Source organism: Escherichia sp. E10V10, from assembly GCF_004211985.1.
Lineage (GTDB): Bacteria > Pseudomonadota > Gammaproteobacteria > Enterobacterales > Enterobacteriaceae > Escherichia.
Genome location: NZ_RHJO01000003.1, coordinates 66,926 through 92,289, shown reverse-complemented (window position 1 = coordinate 92,289; position 25,364 = coordinate 66,926). Strand labels below are relative to the sequence as shown.

22 protein-coding genes and 1 pseudogene are annotated in these 25,364 nt (G+C 49.6%); 15 read left to right on the top strand and 8 right to left on the bottom strand.

All coding sequences use genetic code 11. The features are described from left to right. Positions 1-42: 42 nt before the first annotated feature. Positions 43-927, top strand: a complete 885-nt coding sequence (gene yghA, locus D9736_RS06895) for an NADP(+)-dependent aldehyde reductase (RefSeq protein ID WP_130257991.1) — start codon at positions 43-45, stop codon at positions 925-927. A 165-nt stretch (positions 928-1,092) separates the two neighbouring features. Here yghA and exbD read toward each other — a convergent pair whose 3' ends face one another. Together exbD and exbB are read right to left on the bottom strand one after the other, a co-directional pair. Continuing rightward, on the bottom strand, positions 1,093-1,518 hold the full coding sequence (gene exbD / locus D9736_RS06890) for a TonB system transport protein ExbD (protein WP_130208035.1): 426 nt from the start codon (positions 1,516-1,518) through the stop codon (positions 1,093-1,095). Between the two features lie 6 nt (positions 1,519-1,524). Beyond that, complete coding sequence (exbB, locus tag D9736_RS06885; protein WP_130208037.1) at positions 1,525-2,259, bottom strand: tol-pal system-associated acyl-CoA thioesterase; 735 nt, start codon at positions 2,257-2,259, stop codon at positions 1,525-1,527. A 251-nt stretch (positions 2,260-2,510) separates the two neighbouring features. Here exbB and metC point away from each other — a divergent pair, with 251 nt between their 5' ends. Continuing rightward, entirely contained in the window at positions 2,511-3,698 is a 1,188-nt protein-coding gene (metC, locus tag D9736_RS06880; protein WP_130223967.1) for a cystathionine beta-lyase, read from the top strand. A 139-nt stretch (positions 3,699-3,837) separates the two neighbouring features. Further along, on the top strand, positions 3,838-4,497 hold the full coding sequence (gene yghB / locus D9736_RS06875; RefSeq protein ID WP_064529651.1) for a DedA family general envelope maintenance protein YghB: 660 nt from the start codon (positions 3,838-3,840) through the stop codon (positions 4,495-4,497). Between the two features lie 39 nt (positions 4,498-4,536). Here yghB and yqhC read toward each other — a convergent pair whose 3' ends face one another. Beyond that, positions 4,537-5,436, bottom strand: a complete 900-nt coding sequence (yqhC, locus tag D9736_RS06870) for a DNA-binding transcriptional regulator YqhC (RefSeq protein WP_138158408.1) — start codon at positions 5,434-5,436, stop codon at positions 4,537-4,539. 193 nt (positions 5,437-5,629) lie between these two features. Between yqhC and yqhD the strand changes: the two genes are divergently transcribed. The 5 genes from yqhD to yqhH all read left to right on the top strand — a co-directional run bounded on the left by yqhD (position 5,630) and on the right by yqhH (position 9,444). Further along, positions 5,630-6,793, top strand: a complete 1,164-nt coding sequence (gene yqhD, locus D9736_RS06865; RefSeq protein WP_130218152.1) for an alcohol dehydrogenase — start codon at positions 5,630-5,632, stop codon at positions 6,791-6,793. A gap of 103 nt (positions 6,794-6,896) precedes the next feature. Then, entirely contained in the window at positions 6,897-7,724 is an 828-nt protein-coding gene (dkgA, locus tag D9736_RS06860; protein ID WP_130218154.1) for a 2,5-didehydrogluconate reductase DkgA, read from the top strand. Positions 7,725-7,923: 199 nt separating this feature from the next. Then, positions 7,924-8,850, top strand: a complete 927-nt coding sequence (locus tag D9736_RS06850) for a YbjP/YqhG family protein (protein ID WP_130257989.1) — start codon at positions 7,924-7,926, stop codon at positions 8,848-8,850. A gap of 26 nt (positions 8,851-8,876) precedes the next feature. Continuing rightward, on the top strand, positions 8,877-9,125 hold the full coding sequence (locus D9736_RS06845) for a hypothetical protein (protein ID WP_130223961.1): 249 nt from the start codon (positions 8,877-8,879) through the stop codon (positions 9,123-9,125). 61 nt (positions 9,126-9,186) lie between these two features. Continuing rightward, positions 9,187-9,444 carry a lipoprotein YqhH gene (yqhH, locus tag D9736_RS06840; protein ID WP_130257988.1) on the top strand — a complete coding sequence of 86 codons (258 nt, stop codon included), beginning with the start codon at positions 9,187-9,189 and terminating at the stop codon, positions 9,442-9,444. Between the two features lie 42 nt (positions 9,445-9,486). Here yqhH and D9736_RS06835 read toward each other — a convergent pair whose 3' ends face one another. Then, the gene (locus tag D9736_RS06835) at positions 9,487-11,706 is read right to left on the bottom strand and encodes a YgiQ family radical SAM protein (RefSeq protein WP_130257987.1); all 2,220 of its coding nucleotides are present in this window, start codon (positions 11,704-11,706) and stop codon (positions 9,487-9,489) included. A gap of 250 nt (positions 11,707-11,956) precedes the next feature. Here D9736_RS06835 and D9736_RS06830 point away from each other — a divergent pair, with 250 nt between their 5' ends. The 7 genes from D9736_RS06830 (at position 11,957) to D9736_RS06800 (ending at position 19,432) form a co-directional block, all read left to right on the top strand. Further along, positions 11,957-12,706, top strand: coding sequence for a FadR/GntR family transcriptional regulator (locus D9736_RS06830; RefSeq protein ID WP_130218160.1), 750 nt, complete (start codon positions 11,957-11,959; stop codon positions 12,704-12,706). Between the two features lie 324 nt (positions 12,707-13,030). Next, on the top strand, positions 13,031-14,503 hold the full coding sequence (locus tag D9736_RS06825; protein WP_130257986.1) for a mannitol dehydrogenase family protein: 1,473 nt from the start codon (positions 13,031-13,033) through the stop codon (positions 14,501-14,503). Next, positions 14,500-15,516, top strand: a complete 1,017-nt coding sequence (locus D9736_RS06820) for a zinc-binding alcohol dehydrogenase family protein (RefSeq protein ID WP_130257985.1) — start codon at positions 14,500-14,502, stop codon at positions 15,514-15,516. The genes D9736_RS06825 and D9736_RS06820 overlap by 4 nt, the downstream gene beginning before the upstream one ends. A gap of 10 nt (positions 15,517-15,526) precedes the next feature. After that, positions 15,527-16,537, top strand: a complete 1,011-nt coding sequence (locus D9736_RS06815) for an Ldh family oxidoreductase (RefSeq protein WP_130257984.1) — start codon at positions 15,527-15,529, stop codon at positions 16,535-16,537. Positions 16,538-16,609: 72 nt separating this feature from the next. Continuing rightward, the gene (locus tag D9736_RS06810) at positions 16,610-17,593 is read left to right on the top strand and encodes a TRAP transporter substrate-binding protein (protein WP_130218168.1); all 984 of its coding nucleotides are present in this window, start codon (positions 16,610-16,612) and stop codon (positions 17,591-17,593) included. A 41-nt stretch (positions 17,594-17,634) separates the two neighbouring features. Beyond that, entirely contained in the window at positions 17,635-18,117 is a 483-nt protein-coding gene (locus D9736_RS06805; protein ID WP_130257983.1) for a TRAP transporter small permease, read from the top strand. Positions 18,118-18,127: 10 nt separating this feature from the next. Continuing rightward, positions 18,128-19,432, top strand: coding sequence for a TRAP transporter large permease subunit (locus D9736_RS06800; protein WP_130218172.1), 1,305 nt, complete (start codon positions 18,128-18,130; stop codon positions 19,430-19,432). An 88-nt stretch (positions 19,433-19,520) separates the two neighbouring features. Here the strand turns inward: D9736_RS06800 and ftsP are convergent, their stop codons facing one another. From ftsP to D9736_RS06780, 4 genes and pseudogenes are all read right to left on the bottom strand, one after another. Further along, positions 19,521-20,933 carry a cell division protein FtsP gene (gene ftsP, locus D9736_RS06795; RefSeq protein WP_130218174.1) on the bottom strand — a complete coding sequence of 471 codons (1,413 nt, stop codon included), beginning with the start codon at positions 20,931-20,933 and terminating at the stop codon, positions 19,521-19,523. Positions 20,934-21,006: 73 nt separating this feature from the next. After that, the gene (plsC, locus tag D9736_RS06790) at positions 21,007-21,744 is read right to left on the bottom strand and encodes a 1-acylglycerol-3-phosphate O-acyltransferase (protein WP_130223945.1); all 738 of its coding nucleotides are present in this window, start codon (positions 21,742-21,744) and stop codon (positions 21,007-21,009) included. Positions 21,745-21,978: 234 nt separating this feature from the next. After that, entirely contained in the window at positions 21,979-24,228 is a 2,250-nt protein-coding gene (parC, locus tag D9736_RS06785) for a DNA topoisomerase IV subunit A (RefSeq protein WP_130257982.1), read from the bottom strand. A 137-nt stretch (positions 24,229-24,365) separates the two neighbouring features. Next, positions 24,366-25,340 (bottom strand): annotated as a pseudogene (locus tag D9736_RS06780) (ABC transporter substrate-binding protein); the annotation flags it as partial. Positions 25,341-25,364: the final 24 nt, after the last annotated feature.

The window sequence follows — 25,364 nt, the reverse complement described above, 5'->3', positions numbered from 1 at the left end:
CGTCTACCCTTAAAGGACGTTGAACCTGAAGGGAGAAAAGCGATGTCTCATTTAAAAGACCCGACCACACAGTATTACACTGGTGAATATCCCAAACAGAAACAACCAGCGCCCGGCATTCAGGCGAAGATGACGCCCGTGCCAGATTGCGGCGAGAAAACCTATGTCGGTAGCGGTCGCCTGAAAGATCGTAAAGCACTGGTGACAGGGGGCGATTCCGGAATCGGTCGCGCTGCCGCCATCGCTTACGCGCGTGAAGGGGCTGACGTGGCGATCAGTTATCTTCCCGTGGAAGAAGAAGATGCTCAGGATGTGAAAAAGATCATTGAAGAATGCGGACGCAAAGCCATTCTGCTGCCGGGCGATTTAAGCGATGAGAAATTTGCCCGTTCGCTGGTTCACGACGCGCATAAGGCATTAGGCGGGCTGGATATTATGGCGCTGGTCGCCGGGAAACAGGTTGCCATTCCTGATATTGCAGACCTCACCAGCGAACAGTTTCAAAAGACCTTTACCATTAACGTTTTCGCGCTGTTCTGGCTAACCCAGGAAGCAATTCCCCTGCTACCGAAAGGCGCCAGTATCATCACCACTTCCTCAATCCAGGCCTACCAGCCAAGCCCGCATTTGCTGGACTATGCGGCAACGAAGGCGGCAATTCTGAACTACAGCCGTGGCCTGGCAAAACAGGTCGCGGAGAAAGGTATTCGGGTGAATATTGTCGCGCCAGGCCCTATCTGGACAGCACTGCAAATTTCCGGCGGACAGACGCAGGATAAGATCCCGCAGTTTGGTCAGCAAACGCCGATGAAACGTGCGGGGCAACCGGCGGAGCTGGCCCCTGTATATGTTTATCTGGCAAGTCAGGAGTCGAGCTATGTCACCGCAGAAGTGCACGGCGTGTGTGGCGGCGAACATTTAGGCTAAAAAATACCCGGTTGTGTGATAGCAACCGGGCATCATTGTGCTTTTAACCTTGCCGGATACGGCGTGAACGCCTTACCCGGCCTACAAACTTATGAAAACTCAACACGTTGCGATAAATTTTGTAGGCCTGATAAGACGCGCCAGCGTCGCATCAGGCAATTCTCTTTACTTCGCTTTGGCTGTTTCTTCGCCGACCAGACCAATCTTCAGGTAACCTGCCTGATGCAGCTTATCCATTACCTTCATCAACATCTCGTAGTCGACGGTCTTATCTGCACGGAAGAAGATGGTGGTGTCTTTCTTACCTTCGGTTAACGCATTCAGCGCCGTAACCATCGTTTCATCGGTGACCGGATCGTTACCGATAAACATTGAGTTGTCCGCCTTCACCGACAGATAAACCGGTTTTTCCGGGCGCGGCTGCGGCGTGCTGGTAGAAGCAGGCAAGTTCACCTTCACATCTACCGTCGCTAACGGTGCCGCCACCATAAAGATAATCAGCAGAACCAACATCACGTCGATAAACGGCGTCACGTTGATATCATGCATTTCGCCGTTATCGTCGAGGTTTTCGTTAAGATGCATTGCCATCGGACATTATCCTGCGCGTAATTTTTGTGCAACACGAACCGGATGCGCAGCGGCGCTGGCTTCCAGATCCAGGTCACGGCTTTGCAGCAACAATACCTGCGCTGCGACATCGCCAAGCATCGCTTTAAAGCCGCCAATCTGGCGTGCAAATACGTTATAGATAACGACCGCCGGAATCGCTGCCACCAGACCGATTGCCGTTGCCAGCAACGCTTCTGCAATACCCGGTGCAACCACTGCCAGGTTGGTAGTTTGCGTTTGCGCGATACCAATAAAGCTGTTCATGATGCCCCAAACCGTACCAAACAGACCAACGAACGGCGAAATTGCGCCGATGGTAGCAAGATAACCGTTACCGCGGCCCATTTGACGACCTACTGCGGCGACCCGACGCTCAAGGCGGAAACTGGTACGCTCTTTAATACCTTCGTTATCGTCGCTGCCTTCCGACAGTTCCAGCTCATTTTGCGCTTCATTGAGCAAATGCAAGCTTAAGCTTTTGCTACCAAAATCAGCGGCGATATCGCTGGCCTGGTTTAAAGAGCGTGCTTCAGCCAGCAGTTGCTGCTCGCGCTTCAGGCGACGCTTCTGGTTGAAAAACTCTACGCTCTTACTGAAAAAGATTGCCCAGGTGACTACGGAGGCCAAAATAAGCCCAATCATCACGCACTTAACGACAATATCGGCGTGCTGATACATACCCCAGACGGAAAGGTCCGTCTGCATTAAATTATTACCCACTGTGTATCTCCAGGACGCAAGTCACAAAATCTGCGCACAATAATATCAAAACGACGTCGAATTGATAGTCGTTCTCATTACTATTTGCATACTGCCGTACCTTTGCTTTCTTTTCTTTGCGTTTACGCAGTAAAAAAGTCACCAGTACACCTTTTGCGAAATTTTTCTGCTTTATGCCAATTCTTCAGGATGCGCATAACCTCATTCGTGCTAGTTTAGACATCCAGACGTATAAAAACAGGAATCCCAACATGGCAGACAAACAACTTGATACTCAACTGGTCAATGCAGGACGCAGCAAAAAATACACTCTCGGCGCGGTAAATAGCGTGATTCAGCGCGCCTCTTCGCTGGTCTTTGACAGTGTGGAAGCCAAAAAACATGCGACGCGCAATCGCGCCAATGGCGAGTTGTTCTATGGACGGCGCGGAACGTTAACACACTTCTCATTACAAGAAGCGATGTGCGAACTGGAAGGTGGCGCAGGTTGCGCGCTGTTTCCTTGCGGGGCGGCTGCGGTTGCAAATTCCATTCTTGCTTTTGTTGAACAGGGCGATCATGTGTTGATGACAAATACCGCCTACGAGCCGAGCCAGGATTTCTGTAGCAAAATCCTCAGCAAGTTGGGCGTAACGACATCATGGTTTGATCCGCTGATTGGTGCCGATATCGTTAAACATCTGCAGCCAAACACTAAAATCGTGTTTCTGGAATCGCCAGGCTCCATCACCATGGAAGTCCACGACGTTCCGGCGATTGTTGCCGCCGTACGCAGTGTGGTGCCGGACGCCATCATTATGATCGATAACACCTGGGCTGCCGGAGTGCTGTTCAAAGCTCTTGATTTTGGTATTGATGTTTCTATTCAGGCCGCCACCAAATATCTGGTAGGGCATTCGGATGCGATGATTGGCACTGCTGTGTGCAATGCCCGTTGCTGGGAGCAACTGCGGGAAAATGCCTATCTGATGGGGCAGATGGTCGACGCCGATACCGCCTATATGACCAGTCGTGGCCTGCGTACACTGGGCGTGCGTCTGCGCCAACATCATGAAAGCAGCCTGAAAGTGGCTGAATGGCTGGCCGCACATCCGCAGGTTGAGCGAGTTAACCACCCTGCTCTGCCAGGCAGTAAAGGCCATGAGTTCTGGAAACGAGACTTTACAGGTAGCAGCGGACTATTTTCCTTTGTCCTGAAGAAAAAACTTAATGACGAAGAACTGGCGAACTATCTGGATAACTTCAGTTTATTCAGCATGGCCTTCTCATGGGGCGGGTATGAATCCTTGATCCTCGCGAACCAGCCAGAACATCTCGCCGCCATCCGCCCGCAAGGTAAGATCGATTTTAGCGGCACCTTGATTCGCCTGCATATTGGTCTGGAAAACGTCGACGATCTGATTGCCGATCTGGACGCCGGCTTCGCGCGAATTGTGTAACATTGCCAAATTTGGACAATTTTGCAGACATTTAATTGTGAATAGTCTTAAATTGTTGCGTCCGGGATCAAGGCGTCCCGGACGATTCAGGAGTACAATAGTCAAATTAAGGCTTAAACGCTGTTCCACAGGAAAGTCCATGGCTGTTATTCAAGATATTATCGCTGCGCTCTGGCAACATGACTTTGCCGCGCTGGCGGACCCTCACATTGTTAGCGTTGTTTACTTTGTCATGTTTGCCACGCTGTTTTTAGAAAACGGCCTGCTGCCCGCCTCATTTTTGCCTGGCGACAGCTTGTTGATTCTGGCTGGCGCATTGATTGCCCAAGGGGTTATGGATTTTCTGCCAACAATCACGATTCTGACTGCCGCAGCCAGCCTGGGTTGTTGGTTGAGTTATATTCAGGGACGCTGGCTGGGTAATACCAAAACGGTGAAAGGCTGGCTGGCACAGCTTCCGGCCAAATATCACCAGCGCGCCACCTGTATGTTTGACCGCCACGGTCTGCTGGCGCTGCTTGCTGGACGTTTCCTCGCCTTTGTCCGCACGCTGCTGCCAACCATGGCGGGGATTTCCGGTCTACCAAACCGCCGCTTCCAGTTTTTCAACTGGTTAAGCGGGTTGCTATGGGTCAGCGTGGTAACCAGTTTTGGCTATGCCTTAAGCATGATCCCGTTTGTAAAACGCCATGAAGATCAGGTGATGACGTTCCTGATGATCCTGCCGATTGCCTTGCTAACCGCTGGCTTGTTAGGCACGCTGTTCGTGGTGATTAAAAAAAAGTACTCTAGTGCCTGACGATTTCCTCCGTTCCCGGTGGCCATGCCGGGAACACATTTAACTCCCCTGCATCGCCCGCATTCTGGCTGCATCTTCTCCCGGCGTCACACCGAAATAACGTTTAAACTCACGGCTAAATTGCGACGCGCTTTCATAGCCGACGCGCATCGCCGCCGCGCTGGCCTTCATGCCGTCGTGGATTATCATCATTCGCGCCTTATGCAGACGGTAATTCTTCAGATACTGCAACGGCGAGGTACTGGTGACAGACTTAAAATTATGGTGGAACGCTGAAACGCTCATATTGGCTTCTGCTGCCAGTTGCTCAACGCTCAGGTTTTCGGTGTATTTATTCTCAATTCGTTTCAGCACGCGGCTAATCAGGCTGAAATGCGTCTGGCGACTTACCAGTGCCAGTAACGCGCCGCCGCAAGGCCCCGTCAGCACATAGTAAAGAATCTCGCGGATAATCTGTTTACCGAGAATGCGCGCATCCAGCGGTCGTTCCATCACATCCAGTAACCGCTCCGCCGCGCATAAAATCTCTTCGGACAATGTAGCGGAATTAATACCGCTGGCAGCCATCGACGGCTGGAAATGTTCATCTTCGCCAATGTCCATCAACAGCTCTTGTAACTGCAAAATATCGACATTGAGACGCACCCCCGCCAGTGGCACCTCTGGCGTGGCATAAGTTTCGCACTCAAACGGCAACGGCACCGTCAGCAGCAGGTATTCATTGGCGTCATAGCGAAACACGCGTTCATTGATATAACCGATTTTATGCCCAGAAAAGAGAATTATGATGCCAGGTTCATACATCACTGGCGTACGCGCACCGGGGTTCTCGCCATACAATAAGCGCACATCAGGCAACATATCCGACAAACTATTTTCTTTATCTTTCAGTCTATTAATTTTATCCGTCAGTAGGCGGCATATCTCTTCACGTTTCATATCGCGTAATTTCTTAGGAATAATGCGGCAATTTGATTGTGCGCAATTTTGTACCATTTCTCCAGTACTCTGGAGAAATAGGCAAGACATTGGCAGAAATGAGCATTGAGAGCCACGGCGCTGGCGACCACAATGAAAAACATCAGGCAGACCGATCTCTGCCCTCATATTGGCCCAGCAAAGGGAGCAAGTAATGAACAACTTTAATCTGCACACCCCAACCCGCATTCTGTTTGGTAAAGGCGCTATCGCTGGTTTACGCGAGCAAATTCCTCATGGCGCCCGCGTATTGATTACCTACGGCGGTGGTAGTGTGAAAAAAACCGGCGTCCTCGATCAAGTTCTGGATGCACTGAAAGGTATGGACGTGCTGGAGTTTGGCGGTATCGAGCCAAACCCGGCTTATGAAACGCTGATGAACGCCGTAAAACTGGTTCGCGAACAGAAAGTGACTTTCCTGTTGGCGGTTGGCGGCGGGTCCGTGCTGGATGGCACCAAATTTATCGCCGCAGCGGCAAATTATCCTGAAAACGTCGATCCGTGGCATATCCTGCAAACTGGCGGCAAAGAGATTAAAAGCGCTATCCCGATGGGCTGTGTGCTGACACTGCCTGCAACTGGTTCAGAATCCAACGCAGGCGCGGTTATCTCCCGTAAAACCACTGGCGACAAGCAGGCGTTCCATTCTGCCCATGTTCAGCCGGTATTTGCCGTACTCGATCCGGTTTATACCTATACCCTGCCGCCGCGCCAGGTGGCTAACGGCGTAGTGGACGCCTTTGTGCACACCGTAGAACAGTATGTGACCAAACCGGTTGATGCCAAAATTCAGGATCGCTTCGCAGAAGGTATTTTGCTGACGCTGATCGAAGATGGTCCGAAGGCCCTGAAAGAACCAGAAAACTACGATGTGCGCGCCAACGTTATGTGGGCGGCGACCCAAGCGCTGAACGGTTTGATCGGCGCTGGCGTACCGCAGGACTGGGCAACGCATATGCTGGGCCACGAACTGACCGCTATGCACGGTCTGGATCACGCACAAACTCTGGCTATCGTCCTGCCTGCTCTGTGGAATGAAAAACGCGACACCAAGCGTGCGAAACTGCTGCAATACGCTGAACGCGTCTGGAACATCACCGAAGGTTCCGACGACGAGCGCATTGACGCCGCGATTGCCGCTACCCGTAACTTCTTCGAGCAATTAGGCGTGCCGACACATCTTTCCGACTACGGTCTGGACGGCAGCTCTATCCCGGCATTGCTGAAAAAACTGGAAGAACACGGCATGACCCAACTGGGCGAAAATCATGACATTACACTGGAGGTCAGCCGCCGCATCTACGAAGCCGCCCGTTAAGCTTTTTACGCCTCAAACTTTCGTTTTCGGGCATTTCGTCCAGACTTAAGTTCACAACATCTCACCGGAGCCTGCTCCGGTGAGTTCATATAAGGAGGAACGTATGGCTAATCCAACCGTTATTAAGCTACAGGACGGCAATGTCATGCCCCAGCTGGGACTGGGCGTCTGGCAAGCAAGTAATGAGGAAGTTATCACCGCTATCCAAAAAGCGTTAGAAGTGGGTTATCGTTCAATTGATACCGCCGCAGCCTACAAGAACGAAGAAGGTGTCGGCAAAGCCCTGAAAAATTCCGCACTTAACAGAGAAGATCTGTTCATCACCACGAAACTGTGGAACGACAACCACAAGCGCCCCCGCGAAGCCCTACTCGACAGTCTGAAAAAACTCCAGCTTGATTATATCGACCTCTACTTAATGCATTGGCCCGTTCCCGCAATCGACCATTATGTCGAAGCATGGAAAGGAATGATTGAGCTGCAAAAAGAGGGATTAATCAAAAGTATCGGCGTCTGCAATTTCCAGATCCACCATCTTCAGCGTCTGATTGATGAAACTGGCGTGGCGCCTGTCATTAACCAGATAGAACTTCACCCGCTGATGCAGCAACGTCAGTTGCATGCCTGGAACGCCACACACAAAATCCAGACCGAATCCTGGAGCCCATTAGCCCAGGGCGGGAAAGGCGTATTTGATCAGAAAATCATTCGCGATCTGGCAGATAAGTATGGCAAAACCCCGGCGCAGATTGTTATCCGCTGGCATCTGGATAACGGTCTGGTCGTAATCCCGAAATCGGTCACCCCTTCACGAATTGCCGAAAACTTCGATGTCTGGGATTTCCGTCTCGACAAAGACGAACTTGGTGACATTGCAAAACTCGACCAGGGTAAACGCCTCGGCCCCGATCCCGACCAGTTCAGCGGCTAACGCACAAATTCTCCCGGTAGCGGTAATGTTCCGCTACCGGACTTTTCAGAAATCATTTATTCCCCTCGCCTCCCGCCCGTTGTTACTCTCCCCTGTTCAGGAACACCAAATATAAGGACATCATCATGCGGAGCTGGAAGCTCTTAAAGGAACAACTCATCTACACCAGGGATAAACGCAATGGAGAGGTGAAAAACAGATGAAAATAATGGTTCTGTTTTTGGCAGTCTTTTTAAGTTTTACCCTCCAGGCGCAATCCCCCTCGCTAACCGCTGAACAAACAGTCAGGCAGATTTATCAACACTATACCGGTGGGGCTAGTGTTCCTTATTTCGCTGATAACAGTGAGCAAGCAATAACATCAACGCGAATGCAAAAGGCACTAACCCTGAATGACAATCTCACACTGCCGGGTAATATTGGCTGGCTGGATTACGATCCGGTTTGCGATTGTCAGGATTACGGCGATCTGGTGTTAGAAAGTGTCGCGGTTACTCAAACGGATGCCGATCACGTGGATGCCCTTGTGCGCTTTCGTCCCTATAAAGACGATAAAGAAAAGACCACGCAAACACTGAAGATGGTGGCAGAAAATGGTCGTTGGGTGATTGATGATATTGTCAGCAATCATGGCAGCGTCTGGCAGTCGGTTAATGGTGAGAATGAAAAAATATTGGCGGTACTGACATCGCTACAAAAAGAGCAGCCTGAAGCCTTTGTCGCCGAGTTGTTTGACCATATCACTCATTATAGCTGGCCCTGGACGTGGGTTGTTTCCAACACCTATCGCCAGGCTGTTAATGCCTTCTATAAAACCACCTTCAAGACTGACAGTAACTCCGATGAAAATATGCAATTAGAGCGGCAATTTATCTACGACAACCCAATCTGTTTTGGCGAAGAGTCGTTATTTTCACGCGTTGATGAAATTCGTGTGCTGGAGAAAACTGCCGACTCCGCTCGTATTTATGTTCGTTTTGCATTGACCAATGGCAACAGCGAAGAGCAAGAATTTGTTTTACAGCGGCGTGAAGGTAAGTGGGAAATTGCCGATTTTATCCGCCCAGGCAGCGGAAGCTTACTTAAACAGATTGAAGCGAAGACTGCCGCCAGATTAGCTGAATAATTAACACCAGATAAAGGAAACTGGAAATGAATAATCAACTGTTACTCTTTTTTCTAATGTTCATACTCACAGGCTGCGTCAGTAATGAAAAAATCAGTCATGTAGAAAATGATATTCATCTGATAAATATAAAAATCGATCAACTCCAACAAGATATCGACGCTTTACGTCAGGAAATTCAGATAGCGAAAGAAGCGGCAGAAAAAGTTAACACACGGCTGGATGATGAAGGGAGATGGCCTGACGGAATTTGGGCGCACCCGCCACGGTGGTAATACTCCACTAAACGTCAATCAACTATTAACCATAACAATAAAAGACAGGGAGAAATAAATAATGAAAAAGACTTTCAGCGTGGGAATACTAATTCTGATAACCGGCTTATTAAGCGGGTGCGTCAATGAGCAAAAGGTCAATCAACTGGCGAGCAATGTGCAAACATTAAATGCCAAAATCGCCCGGCTTGAGCAGGATATGAAAGCATTACGCCCGCAAATCTATGCAGCCAAATCCGAAGCTAACAGAGCCAATACGCGTCTTGATGCGCAGGACTATTTCGATTGCCTGCGCTGCTTGCGTATGTATGCGGAATGATAAAAATATCCCCGGCAGCATTCAGTTACCGGGGATGTTTTTTTAACGTCCAACCGCCGCTTTAGGGCGTTTCTTCGCGCCAGCATTCACCGGACGAGATTGCGTAGACGACGCTTTTTTTGCCGTAGCAGGCGTCTGACGCTGGGTCGCCATCGGCGTATGTTTGGTCAACGCCGGACGGGTATTGCGGTTCTGACGGCGAGCTTCGCGCATCTCTTCAATGGTTGGCGCAGGCACTAAGCAATCGCGACGGCTGCCAATCAGATGCTTTTTACCCATCGCTTCCAGCGCCTGGCGGATTAACGGCCAGTTTGCTGGATCGTGGTAACGCAACAACGCTTTATGCAAACGACGCTGTTTGTCGCCCTTCGGTACGAAGACGTCTTCACTCTTATAACCAATCTTCGCCAGCGGGTTTTTGCCGGTGTAATACATGGTGGTCGAGTTAGCCAGCGGCGACGGGTAGAAGTTCTGTACCTGGTCGAGACGGAAACGATGCTTTTTCAGCCACAACGCCAGATTCACCATATCTTCATCACGCGTACCGGGGTGTGCAGAGATGAAGTATGGGATCAGATACTGCTCTTTACCTGCCTGTTTCGAGTAGGTATCGAACAGCTCTTTAAAGCGGTCATAGCTCCCCATGCCCGGTTTCATCATCTTCGACAACGGCCCTTCTTCGGTATGTTCCGGGGCAATCTTCAGATAACCGCCGACGTGATGGGTCGCCAGCTCTTTGATATAGCGCGGGTCTTCCACGGCAATGTCGTAACGCACGCCGGAAGCGATGAGGATCTTCTTGATACCTTTGAGATCGCGAGCACGGCGATAGAGATTGATCGTCGGTTCGTGATTCGTGTCCATATGCGGACAAATATCCGGGTAAACGCACGACAAGCGACGGCAGGTCTGTTCAGCGCGTGGCGATTTGCAGCGCAACATATACATGTTGGCAGTTGGCCCACCGAGATCGGAAATCACGCCAGTAAAGCCAGGAACGGTGTCGCGGATCGCTTCGATCTCATTGATGATCGAATCTTCGGAACGGCTCTGAATAATGCGCCCTTCATGCTCGGTAATAGAGCAGAAAGAGCAGCCGCCAAAGCAGCCGCGCATAATATTGACCGAGAAACGAATCATTTCGTAAGCCGGAATACGGGCATTACCGTAAGCCGGATGCGGCACGCGCTTGTACGGCAGCGCAAAGACGCTGTCCATCTCTTCGGTAGAAAGCGGAATAGCAGGCGGGTTGATCCACACATAGCGGTCGCCATGTTTTTGCATCAACGCGCGGGCGCAGCCTGGGTTAGTTTCGTGGTGCAGAATACGCGAAGCATGAGCGTATAGCACTTTGTCGCTCTTCACTTTCTCGAAAGAAGGCAGCAACACGTAGGTTTTTTCCCACGGTTTCGGGCGCGGCGGCTGCACGGTAACAGCTTTGGCTTCTTGTTTTTTCGGTGCCACTGGTTTGTTATCCGCGCACGGCAGGTCTTCACCATACGGATGCGGAATTGGGTCGATTTTTCCAGGTGTGTCGAGACGGGTGGAATCCACGCCGCTCCAGCCTAGCAGCGCCTCTTTCACGATTATCGCGGTATTACGCACATCGCGGATTTCACTAATCGGCTCGCCCATCGCCAGACGATGCGCCACTTCAACCAGCGGACGTTCACCGTTACCGAACATCAGCATGTCGGCTTTCGAATCCACCAGCACGGAACGGCGCACGGTATCGGACCAGTAATCATAATGCGCGGTACGGCGCAGACTAGCCTCAATACCGCCGAGGATCACCGGCACATCTTTCCACGCTTCTTTACAACGCTGGGTATAAACCAGTGTGGCGCGATCCGGGCGCTTACCCGCGACGTTATCCGGTGTGTAGGCATCGTCATGACGCAAACGGCGATCGGCAGTGTAACGGTTGATCATCGAGTCCATGTTGCCTGCGGTAACGCCGAAAAACAGATTCGGTTTACCCAGACGCATAAAATCGTCTTTGCTGCTCCAGTCCGGCTGGGCGATGATCCCAACGCGAAAGCCCTGCGCTTCCAGCATACGACCGCAAATCGCCATCCCGAAGCTTGGGTGATCGACATACGCGTCGCCTGTAACCAAAATGATGTCGCAGCTATCCCAGCCAAGTTGATCCATCTCTTCACGAGACATCGGCAAAAACGGTGCCGGTCCAAAACAGGCGGCCCAGTACTGCGGCCAGGAGAACAGGTCGCGATCCGGTTGGATCAGGGAGATAGAGCTCATTTTGCTTCCAGAAATGGTAAAAAAATAATCAAAGGCCGGGGATTATACGCTGTATCGCGCGCGGAAATGAAGTGGTGTTGATGAAAGGTTACGAAATACCCTGGTGAAGTTTTTCACTGCCGATCGAGGCAAACACATTTAAGGCTAGCGGTAGCGTGGCAACTGCCGCTACTATTTATGCCGATCAGCAACGTTCAGGTCATGTTGCACGACGATCAGCTAACCGAGGACACCCACAGTAAGGCAAGGTATGGAACAGGTTATTACAAAGCGCCGCTATTACGATATTGGTCTACAGATTGAAGAGCTGCTGTATTCAGGCGTATTTAAAGCCGGAGAGCGCTTACCTTCAGAACGTGAACTGAGCGAGCGGTTTAATACCAGCCGGACTACCATTCGTGAAGCTATCATTATGCTGGAACTCAAAGGCGTGCTGAATGTGAAGCAAGGGTCAGGGATCTTCTTTGTCGATTCCACCGATAAGCTCAATCAGAAATCATTAATGCCTTATTCAGAAATTGGCCCGTTTGAACTGTTGCAGGCGCGTCAGGTGATCGAGAGCAATATTACTGGTTTTGCAGCCAGCCAGATCAGCTTTAACGAATTACAAGAATTAAAGAAAATCATTAGCTTGCAGGAAAAGGCTATCGCAGCGGAAAGTGATAAATTTGAAGAGTTGGATCACCGTTTTCATAGCCTTATTGCCGAAGCAACGCAAAATCGGGTGCTGATCAAACAAGCGGCCGAATTATGGCGGGCAGTGCGCACAGAAAACCCCCGCTGGAAGAAGCTGAACTACAAATACCTTCACGAAAAGCATTTGCGTCTGCAATGGCTGGAAGATCACCAGGCTATTTTCCTTGCGCTGCAACAGAAAGATTCAGAGCTTGCCAGAGAAGCGTCCTGGAACCATCTGGAAAACAGCAAAAATGAACTGATCAAAATCTTCAAACAAGACGCTTCCATCAGCGACTTTGATGACTTTTTCTTCGCTCGTTAACCTTCATTAGTCCAGAGCTGACGTGAAAAATAACGCTGGCTCTGTGTTCCGCCCTCCACTGGTACACGCTCTCTTTTCAATTGGTCTAATAAATCGATTATCATCAGATATCTTAGATTAGCGGCAATTATCCCAAAAACTTACCTCTAAAAAACTTTCCTTTCAATTTATTCTTATAATCCATTGATACAGATATAAAAAACACCTTGTTGTTCTGTTTCGTACTTTTACCTTTCTCTGCAAGCGTGATGCATCTCTCTGTTTTTGGTCTAGTGAATTATGTAAATTGGTCTACACACACCAGCTACCAGGAGTAAGAGCATAATGTCAGGGAACGAAAGCATCGCTGTCGCCAACTATGATCAGGTAACCATCTGGCCTCGGGACAGGTTACAGGCAGATATTGTCCATATTGGTTTTGGCGCGTTTCATCGCGGACACCAGGCTGTCTACACGGATCTCACTAATCAGCTCTCGGACACCCGCTGGGGGATCTTTGAGATCAACCTGTTTGGTGATGCTCAACTGATTGAAAACTTAAATGCGCAAAATGGGCTGTTTTCGGTGGTGGAAACGTCTGCATCGCAATCTACCTCACGCCTTGTGCGTTCGGTGACTGGCGGTATTCATACCCCCGTGGATGGCATTACCGCAGCAATCCAGAAATTGACTGAACCTCAGGTAAAAATCGTTTCATTAACCATCACCGAGAAAGGCTATTGCCTCGATTCGCAAACGCGATCACTTGATCTCACCAATGGATTAATCAAACACGATCTACAAAATCCGGATGCGCCTCAGTCGGCTATTGGGTTGATCGTTTGTGCTTTGCAACAACGTAAAGCGGCAGGACTCGCCGCTTTTAGCGTGCTCTCCTGCGACAACTTGCCAGACAATGGGCATCTGACGCGAAATGCCGTTCTCGGTTTTGCCCGACAACTGGATCAGCCCCTGGCTCAGTGGATCGAAGAAAATGTCTCATTTCCAGGCACGATGGTAGATCGCATTGTTCCGGCAATGACCGAATCGCAATTCGCCTTACTGGAAACTAAAACCGGTTATGCCGATCCCTGCGGGATTGTCTGCGAATCATTTCGTCAGTGGGTGATCGAAGATAATTTTGTTCACGGGCGACCACAATGGGATAAAGCAGGCGCGATGTTTGTCAGCAATGTTCAGCCTTATGAAGAGATGAAGTTACGCATGTTAAACGGTAGCCATTCATTTCTGGCTTATAACGGCTCACTGGCAGGCTATGAATTTATCTGGCAATGCATGGAAGACGCTGATTTTCGTTCCATTACCCGCCAGTTGATGATTAATGAACAAGCCCGAACACTTAATCCAGACTTAAATATCGATGCCCAGGAATACGCCGACCTGTTAATTGAACGCTTTAGCAACCGTAATGTTGCACACCGTACCGGGCAAATCGCTATGGACGGTTCGCAAAAGCTTCCCCAGCGGGCGCTGACTCCCTGGCTCAAATTGCATCAGCAAAAGCAAAACAATGCAGGTCTGTCACTGCTCGTTGCTGGCTGGTTGCATTATGTCATTGAAGCTGTTGAGAAAAGCCAGTCTGTCGCTGATCCAATGAGTGAACAATTTCATGCGCTAATTAAGGAACAACAAGACGCATGGCAACAGGCGCTCGCATTACTGCACCTTAGCGCCATATTTGGTGAATTAAGCAATCATCAACCATTTATAAATGAAATAAAAATCGCTTTTGCGAATATAAAAAACAAAGGCATTAAGGCCACCATCAGCCAGTTATTATCGGATGAGCAGAAATGAAAACATTAATTTGTCAGCAGCCTGGCGTTATGGAATATGTGGAAAAGGATATTCCCACACCAGCAGATAATGAAGTGCTATTAAAAATCAAAGCTGTGGGTATTTGTGGTACTGATATTCACGCATTTGCCGGCAGACAGCCTTTTTTTAGCTACCCACGTGTATTAGGTCATGAAATATGCGCCGAAGCAGTTTCGCGAGGCAGCCAGTGCCAAACAGCACAATCAGGCCAGCGCTATTCCGTCATCCCATGCATTCCGTGTGGCGAGTGCGCAGCCTGTCGGGAAGAGAAAACGAACTGCTGCGAACGTGTTTCGCTGTATGGCGTGCATCAGGATGGGGGTTTTAGTGAGTACCTTGCGGTACGTGAAGACAACCTTGTGCCTCTCCCTGACGAGGTCAGCGACAGTGCCGGAGCATTGGTTGAATGTTTCGCCATTGGTGCACATGCCGTTCGTCGGGCAGAGATCAAGGCTGAACAAAACGTACTGGTGATTGGCGCTGGGCCAATCGGTCTGGCTACCGCAGCCATCGCTAGGGCTAAAGGGGCACATGTTGTTGTTGCTGATATTGACTGTCAACGTCGCCAGCACGTTGTGGATAATCTTGCTATTAATGCCTTCGATCCCACACAGGAAGGTTTTATTGCCGCGCTTAGTGAAGTGTTTGGCGGCGAACTGGCTTGCGTAATACTGGATGCCACCGGAAATAAAGCCTCAATGAGTCAGGATGTCAATCTTATTCGTCATGGCGGCAAAATTGTTTTTATCGGTTTGTATATTGGTGAACTCGTTATTGACGATCCGACTTTCCATAAAAAAGAGACAACGTTACTCAGTAGTCGCAATGCCACACGGGAAGATTTCGCATTGGTAATTGAACTGATGCGCAGCAATAAAATTCACGAAAACTTAATGAAAAACCAGGAGTTTAATTTCTTTAATGTTGGCGAAAATTACCAGCGTAACGTTGTAGAAAATAAAAATATGGTCAAGGGTGTGATCACTTTTTAAGGGAACAAAGATGACAACTGTTTATGTCGGTGAAGCAAATTTAAAATCACTGGTACACCACAAATTATATACTGCCGGGCTGGATACTAACACCGCACAACAAGTTACGGATGTTTTAGTACATGCCGATATTACCGGTGTGCATTCTCACGGTGTTATGCGTGTCGAACATTATTGCACTCGCCTTGCTGCCGGAGGGTTAAATAAAACCGCGCAATTTAGTATTGAGCAAATATCACCGTCAGTGGCCATTCTCGACTCTGATGACGGGATGGGGCATTCAGCATTAATTAGTGCCACAGAGCACGCCATCAAACTGGCACAGGAAGAAGGTCTTGGGTTTGTTAGCGTTAAAAACGCCTCTCACTGTGGCGCGTTATCTTATTTTGCAGAGATGGTCACCAACCAAGAATTGATTGCTATCGTAATGACGCAAACCGATACCTGTGTGGCTCCTTATGGCGGTGCCGAGCGCTTTTTAGGAACGAACCCCATCGCCTTTGGTTTCCCGGTGGAAAACAGCCATCCGATGATTGTTGATATGGCGACCAGTGCCACGGCTTTCGGCAAAATACTTCATGCAAAAGAAACCGGAAAACATATTGGTGAAGGACTGGCGATAGATAAAGACGGTAATGGCACCACTGATCCGCATAAAATTGAAAACCTGTTACCTTTCGGTCAGCACAAAGGTTCAGGCATTGCGCTGGCTATAGATGCACTGACTGGCGTGCTGATGAATGCGAATTTTGGTAACCATATTGTTCGCATGTATGGCGATTATGACAAGATGCGTAAGCTGGCAAGTTTGGTTATTGCCATCGATCCGAAAAAGCTCGGCAATCCTGTTTTTGCAAAAACCATGGCGCAAATGGTCACGGAGCTGCATGCCATTAAACCGGTTCCCGGCGTTGAAAAAGTATTAGCGCCGAACGATCCACAAATGCACTATAAAGAAAAATGTCAGCAGGAAGGCATTCCAGTTCCGGCAGGGATTTTCCATTATCTGACAACGAATTAATAACCACTTTTTATTATAACGATAGAAAAGCGCTGTATTTATCGTTTCTGTTATATTAACCAGGAGCAGGATATGAAAGCACTTCGTCCTCTGACGGCATCGCTTATGCTGTTGACCAGTTGTTTATTAATTTCCAATACCACACTGGCAAAAACAACATTAAAACTCAGTCATAATCAGGATAAAAGCCATGCTGTCCATAAAGCATTAAGCTATTTAGCTGATAAAACAAAAGAATATTCAAACGGTGAATTAGTTATTCGTATTTACCCAAATGCGACATTGGGTAACGAGCGCGAATCACTGGAGTTAATGAACTCAGGCGCATTACAGATGGTGAAAGTGAATGCTGCGTCACTGGAATCTTTCGCCCCGGATTACAGTCTTTTCAGCCTGCCTTTCTTATTCCGTGACCGTGATCATTATTATCGCGTTCTGCAAAGTGATTTAGGTAAAAAAATACTCAAATCATCAGAAAGCAAAGGCTTCGTCGGTATCACATATTATGACGGCGGAGCGAGAAGTTTTTACGCCAATAAACCAATTACTAAACCTGAAGATTTAGCAGGAATGAAAATCAGGGTTCAGCAAAGCCCCAGCGCCATTGCAATGATGAAAGCACTTGGCGGTGTCGCCACACCGATGGCTCAGGGAGAACTTTACACTGCGCTCCAGCAAGGTGTTGTTGATGGCGGAGAGAACAATACCGTTGTCTATTCTGATATGCGTCACGCCGAGGTGGCAAAAGTCTATTCACGTGATGAGCACACCATGGTGCCTGATGTGTTAATTATCAGCACCAATGTGTTGAATAAACTTGGCGACAAAGAGCGTACGGCATTATTAAAGGCAGCCGATGAATCAATGATGCAAATGAAAGATGTCATCTGGCCTGCCGCTGAAAAAGAAGCCTACGACAAAATGAAAGAGATGAACGCAACAGTGGTTGATGTTGATAAATCCGCTTTCAAAGAACGCGTAAAACCGCTATACGATGAATTCAAGGCGAAAGATGCACAATCGGCCAAAAACCTTGAGCAAGTAGAAAGTATGTAACCCTAATGGGCAGGTAATCCCTGCCCTTTCATGGAAGACTTATGCGCACACTCACTCATATTCTTAATAAGATCCTTTCCGGATGCTGCTGTATTATTCTCGCCATTATGGTGTTCTGCGTAACATGGCAAGTTATTGCTCGTTTTATTTTTAACGCTCCCAGCACCGTGCTTGATGAATTTACCCAGATTTTATTTATGTGGATGATTTTACTTGGCGGTGTATATACCGCTGGGTTAAAAAAACATCTGGCGATTGATTTGTTGGCTCAGAAACTTCCTGCGGCATCTGTTCTGACGCTTGACAGTTTTATCCAAATTATTATTACCGTTTTTGCAGTTATTTTTATGATCTATGGAGGAAACATTGTTGTTGAAAAAGCACAACATGTTGGACAAATTTCTCCTGTATTAAAATGGCCGATGGATAAGGTCTATTGGGTTATGCCTGCCAGTGGGCTTATTCTGGTCTGGTATTCAGTGATGAATATTATTGACAACTATCGTAAACGGAATTCTCATTAACGAGGGAAGTATGGACTTTGAATATATCTACCCCGTCTTAATTTTATTTGGCAGTTTTGCCGTCATGCTGGCAATAGGTGTGCCAATTACTTTTGCCATTGGCCTTTCTTCGCTGTTATCTATTATTACTGCGTTACCGCCAGATGCCGCCATTTCGGTTATTTCGCAAAAGATGACTGTAGGCCTGGATGGATTTACGCTATTAGCCATTCCCTTCTTCGTATTAGCCGGAAACATTATGAATACCGGTGGCATCGCCCGACGATTGGTTAACCTGGCGCAAGCATTAGTTGGGCGTCTGCCAGGCTCTCTGGCTCATTGTAATATCCTTGCAAACACGCTGTTTGGTGCTATTTCAGGTTCTGCTGTTGCGTCAGCCGCCGCGGTAGGTGGGATTATGTCACCACTGCAGGAAAAAGAGGGCTATGATCCGGCGTTCTCTGCGGCGGTTAATATTGCCTCTGCACCTATTGGCCTGATGATCCCACCGAGCAATGTATTGATTGTCTATTCACTCGCCAGCGGAGGGACTTCTGTTGCTGCATTGTTCTTAGCCGGATACTTGCCAGGCATTCTCACCGCTATTGCTTTAATGTTTGTGGCTGCACTTTATGCGCGACGTAACCATTATCCGGTGGCAGAACGCATCAATTTTCGTCAGTTTTTGCAGATATTTCGCGAATCAATTCCCAGCCTGATGCTTATTTTTATCATTATTGGCGGTATTATCGCAGGGGTATTCACGCCCACGGAAGCATCGGCAATTGCGGTAATTTATAGTTTAGCCCTGGCAATGATTTACCGGGAAATCACCATCAAGAAACTCAATGATATCCTGTTAGACTCCGTAGTAACCAGTTCAATTGTTCTGTTACTAGTAGGCTGTTCAATGGGGATGTCATGGGCCATGACGAATGCTGATGTTCCTGAGTTGATCAACGAACTGATTACCAGTGTTTCGGATAACAAATGGGTCATTCTATTTATTATTAATATCATTCTGTTGATCGTCGGTACCTTTATGGATATCACGCCGGCGATCCTGATATTTACACCTATTTTCCTGCCGATCGCCCAACATCTGGGGATAGATCCGATTCACTTCGGCATTATTATGGTTTTCAACTTAACCATTGGCCTTTGCACACCACCTGTTGGCACCATTCTGTTTGTGGGGTGCAGCATTGGTAAGGTCAGTATCGACAGGGCAATAAAACCATTACTGCCAATGTTTCTGGCATTGTTTGTAGTAATGGCAATGATTTGTTATTTCCCGCAGCTTAGTCTGATGCTGCCAGGATTATTTTCAACCTGATAAACAGACGGGCCTGAATGATTCAGGCCCGTCTGTTTACGTCTTTCCTCACCGTGACTGCATATCGCCAGGAGATTTAATTGGTCCATTACGGTATCGGATTGACCAACAGCTGCCCTATCGAGCCGCGATCGGCCATTTCCAGCGTCTGGCTATTAAAGTAGAACGGGAAGTGCGCCCAGGAAGGCTGACCGAAATAGACAAGCAGCTCCACTTGTCCGTCGACCCAAACGGTATCTTTCCAGCCTCTGTCTTCCGGGAACGGCATTGCGCCGTTAACGTTACGGATCTGGAACATCACGCCTTCAATATGGAACGCTTGCGGTTCGTCCGCGCGTACCGTCCAGCGCTCCCACGTTCCTTGCTGCGCGGTGACATCAATACGGTTGACGTCCCACAACTTCCCATTGATACCAGGATCGTCACCCAGGCTAATATCACGACTACGAATCGGTGAACCGGCCATAATTTCAGTCGGCAACAGGCGCATCGGCAGGCTGTCAGTGACCAGCGGCAATAGCCCAGTTGGGCGCAGCGTTAGCACCAGCGTAGAAACCAGAATGCTGGATGGCTCAAAGAAGCCACGAATACGATCAACAATACTCGCCGCTTCGCCACAGGTGATAGACACTTCATCACCGTTGCTCATATCCACCAGAATCTCACGACGCTCGCCCGGTGCCAGCGAAAGTTGCTTCACCGATACAGGAGCTGGCAGGAATCCCTGATCGCCTGAAATTACATGCAATGGGCGTCCGTCACTCATCTGTAGTTGATAGCGACGAGAGTTCGACGCGTTCAGCAGTCGCAAGCGCACCCAGCCACGCGAGACTTCAACGTACGGGCTTTGTACACCGTTAACCAGCAGCGTATCACCAACAAAGCCGCCGCTTCCCGGTTCGTTGTATTCTGGCGTACCAAAGTTATCCAGCCGTTTATCCTGAATAATGACCGGAAAATCATCCACACCATAATGGTTGGGAATAGGCAGCGACTTGCTGACTTCATCTTCCACCAGCCACATCCCGGCAAGGCCGTTATAGACCTGCTGAGCCGTGCGGTTGGGGGTATTGGCGTGATACCACAAGGTCGCGGCGTTCTGGCGAATGGGGAGTACGGGCGCCCAGTCAGCATTAGGCGACATCATCCGTGCCGGACCGCCCATCAGCGGGCCAGGTACCTGTAGCCCGGCCACCGTCATTGAGACATTTTCTGTCAGGCGGTTGCTGTAAATAAGCTTAACATCGTCGCCCTTCCAGACGCGGATAGTCGGCCCCAGGTAACGGCCATTGATTCCCCAGACCGACGCGCGCGTTCCTGGCGTAAATGACCAGTGCGCACGTTGTACAGTCATAAACAGCGGTTGCCCACGGCGAGATTCAAGCAGCGGCGGAACGGGTAGCGGTTGCTGTTGCCCGGCTGCGCTGGCCTTCAGGGGAACAGCGCCTGCACAAAGTGCAATCCCCGATGCCTGAATGAACTGACGCCGACTGAGTGACATATTTGCTCCATGTAAAACTGGCTAAAGTAATACCGTGCAGGAAAGTGTTCCCGCAAAAATACAGATTGCCGACTTAAACTTTTCCGGCGGCTTCGCGTTCTGCGACTTCTTTATCGAGCTCGGCGATTTTTTGTTCCATTATCGAACGACAATGGGCCGCCAGCTCGCGAACCTGATCTTTACCATATTGACTGACATCAATTGGCGGCAGCATTTCGACAATCACCAGACCGTTGTGTAGCCGGTTAAGATTAATCTTATTCGAAGTTGTAGAGACGCACACGGGAATAATCGGCACACCTGCTGCAATTGCCGCGTGAAATGCCCCGGTCTTGAACGGTAGCAGGCCGCGACCACGGCTGCGGGTACCTTCCGGGAACATCCAGATGGAAATACGGCGTTTTTTGAAGTGATTCACCACTTCCGCGATAGTGCCGTGTGCCTTAGTACGGTTGTTTCTGTCGATCAATAAGTTACCGGTTAACCAGTACAACTGCCCAAAGAAGGGGATCCACAGCAAACTCTTTTTACCTACAGTGACTGTCGGCGGCTGCACGATGTTTGATGCCGTCACCATGTCATAGTTGTTCTGATGGTTAGCAATATAGATAGCATTACCGTAGCTTTCGGCATCAGCAGGTTTGCGACATTCGACCTTCAGGCCGTACAGCGGCGCAAGACGACCAAACATATGCCCGAAGGTAGCCACATGCTTCGGATTACGCGGGCTGAAAAGGCAGTAAATGGAGCCGAATACACAGACTAAGATGCTGTAAATAACGGTAATAATAAGACGAAAGATATATAGCATAACACCCTCTGAAGATCTGAGAGACTGGCATTGTACGTCACCTGAAATCAGGTTAGGGCATTGTTAAAAGCCGCTCTCTGGAAAAACGTATTGTTAATCGCAACGCATGAATAAACAACGGTTTCAAGGGAATTTTTATTGTTTATACAGACTAAATGCGGCACCGGATGACGACTTCAACGTTTCATCCGGTTCACCTTTTTGACAGGAGAAGGTACGGCCCTCTCCTGCATTTTACTCTTCGCTGTCAGCACGCCGCGGGGAGTCAATCTCGACACGGTCAATACGCTGTAAACCACGCATCAAGGTGCCGCGACGGCCACGCTCACCGGTCACTTTCAGCAACTCTTCCGGCCGCAGTTTGATTTTGCGTTTCCCGACATGAATCGTCAGCGTACTTTGTGGGGGCAGGACATATAGATGTGCAAGACCATCCTCGCCACGAGCGGCTTCTGCCGACGGGATGTTAATGATCTTGTTGCCTTTACCCTTCGACAGTTGCGGGAGCTCACTGACCGGGAACATCAGCATACGTCCAGCCAGAGTAATCGCCAGCAACATATCGGAAGGATCCTGAATCACCACTGGAGGCATAACATGCGCATTTTCTGGGAGAGTAATCAGTGCCTTACCTGCACGGTTACGCGCCACCAGATCGTTGAAGGTACAGACGAATCCGTAACCTGCATCGGAAGCCATCAATAGTTTCTGATCGTCGCTTTCCATTAGCATGTGATCAACGGTAGCGCCTGGCGGCAACGTCAGTTTACCGGTGAGCGGTTCGCCCTGACCACGCGCTGAAGGCAGCGTAATGGGGTCGATGGCGTAGCTGCGTCCAGTAGAGTCTACAAACACCACAGGCTGGTTACTCTTACCTTTCACCGCAGCTTTAAAGCTGTCACCTGCTTTGTAATTCAGACCAGGGGCGTCGATATCATGACCTTTGGCACTACGCACCCAGCCCATCTGCGACAACACAATGGTAACCGGCTCAGACGGCAGCATGTCGTGCTCGCTCATCGCTTTCGCTTCTTCGCGTTCCTGCAGCGGCGAACGGCGATCGTCGCCATACGCTTGTGCGTCGGCCTGTAGCTCTTTCTTCAGCAGGTTATTCATTTTGCGCTCGGAAGCCAGAATGCCCTGCAACTGATCGCGCTCTTTTTCCAGCTCGTTCTGCTCACCGCGAATCTTCATCTCTTCCAGTTTGGCGAGGTGACGCAGTTTCAGTTCGAGGATGGCTTCGGCCTGGGTTTCCGAGAGATCAAAACGCGACATTAGCGCCGGTTTCGGTTCATCTTCATTACGAATGATGTCTATCACATCATCGATGTTGAGAAACGCCTTCAGCAAACCTTCCAGGATATGCAGGCGCTTGAGGACTTTCTCCAGACGATAGTTCAGACGGCGGCGTACGGTATCACGACGGAACACCAGCCATTCGGAGAGGATTTCCCGCAGGTTTTTCACCGCCGGACGCCCATCCAGACCGATCATATTAAGGTTAATACGATAGCTCTTTTCCAGATCGGTGGTGGCGAAGAGGTGATTCATCACCTGCTCCATATCCACGCGGTTGGAACGCGGCACGATCACCAGACGGGTCGGGTTCTCGTGGTCAGATTCATCGCGCAGATCGTCAACCATCGGCAGCTTCTTGTTGCGCATTTGCGCAGCAATCTGCTCCAGCACGCGCGCGCCAGAAACCTGATGCGGTAGTGCGCTGATAACCACCGCGCCATCTTCTTTCTTCCACACCGCGCGCATCCGCACAGAACCGCGACCGTTTTCGTAGATTTTGCGGATCTCCGCTCGGGAGGTAATGATTTCCGCTTCGGTCGGGTAGTCCGGCCCCTGCACGATATCCAGTAACTGGTCGAGCGTGGTATTGGGCTGCTCAATTAAGGCGATTGCCGCCTGCGCGACTTCACGCAGGTTGTGCGGCGGAATATCCGTCGCCATGCCGACGGCAATGCCGGTGGTGCCGTTAAGTAAAATATTCGGCAAGCGGGCGGGGAGCATTTTCGGCTCTTGCAACGTGCCATCGAAGTTTGGCACCCAATCCGCCGTTCCTTGCCCCAGTTCACTTAATAAAAGCTCGGAATATTTCGACAGGCGGGATTCGGTGTAACGCATTGCTGCGAACGATTTCGGATCGTCCGGCGCCCCCCAGTTCCCCTGCCCGTCCACCAGCGGATAACGGTAAGAGAATGGCTGCGCCATCAGCACCATCGCTTCATAGCAGGCGCTGTCGCCATGCGGATGGTATTTACCCAGTACGTCACCGACAGTACGAGCCGACTTTTTAAATTTGGCGGTCGCATTCAGGCCCAGTTCTGACATCGCATACACAATGCGGCGTTGAACGGGTTTCAGACCATCACCAATAAACGGCAACGCACGGTCCATGATCACGTACATGGAGTAGTTTAAGTAGGCGTTCTCCGTAAACTCATGCAGCGCAAGGCGCTCTGCCATATCGCTCATTAATTCTGATTCCTCAACTTATTCGCCAGCCTTCAAAGGGGCAATATTGCTGGAGATACTACATTATCTGCCGCGTCGAGTCACAGGAGATCAGCGTCATTAGCGCCGCCGGACGTGCTCCGGCGGCGATAAAGGCATCAATGTGCCTTGATATACAACTCTTTGCTGTAGACATAATCCTGAGGATTATGCAGCGGGAAACCGCCAACGTAGGGTTTAAGCAGTTTGATCAGCGGTTGATAGTAGATGGGAATGAGCGGAGCCTGCTGGTTGATAATGGCCTCGGCCTGTTGATACAGCGCATTACGTTTCCCCGCATCGGTGGTTTGCGCCGCCTGATTCAATAACGCGTCATACTGCGTGTTTTTCCAGTGACCGACGTTCTCTTCACTATCGCTTTTAAGCGTGTTCAGGAAAGTGGAAGCATCATTATACGTCGCATCCCACGACTGCCGCGACAACATGAAATCACCGCTACGCCGGGCATCAAGATACGTTTTCCACTCCATCGTGCGCAGCGTCACCTGTGCGCCAAGCCATTTTTTCCATTCGGAAGACAAGGCTATCGCCGTTTTCTCATGCAGATCGTATTTGTTGTAGAACAGTTCAAAGCGTAGCGGGTGAGAGGCGTCGTATCCCGCCTGTTTCAGCAATGCTTTTGCCGTCGCCACGCGCTCACTCATTGGCTGTTGCAGTTCATCGAACGTCGGCGCGTTAAAGCCTTCAACTTCTGGCGGCGTCAACGTAGTTGCAGGGGTTCGCAGCCCAAGTACCTTTTGCGCGATTAACTGTCTGTCGACCGTCAAATATAACGCCCGCCGCACACGCACGTCGTCAAACGGCGTTTTCTGCATATTGAAGTTGTAATATTCGCTGTTCAGACGCGGGATAATCTGCAACTCGCCTGGCAACGATTTTTCGATAGCAGGAATTTGCTGCGCCGGAACCCAGGTCAGATCAACCTCTCCCGCGCGATAACGGTTATAACCAGTGACCGAATTATCCAGCGCCAGATACTCGACCTGCTGCAAAACGGTATGCTCTGCATCGCGGTACTTAGAATTTTTGCGAGCAGTAATCTTTTCGTTAACGACCCACTTATCAAGCACAAAGACACATTTGGCTCACAAGATTCC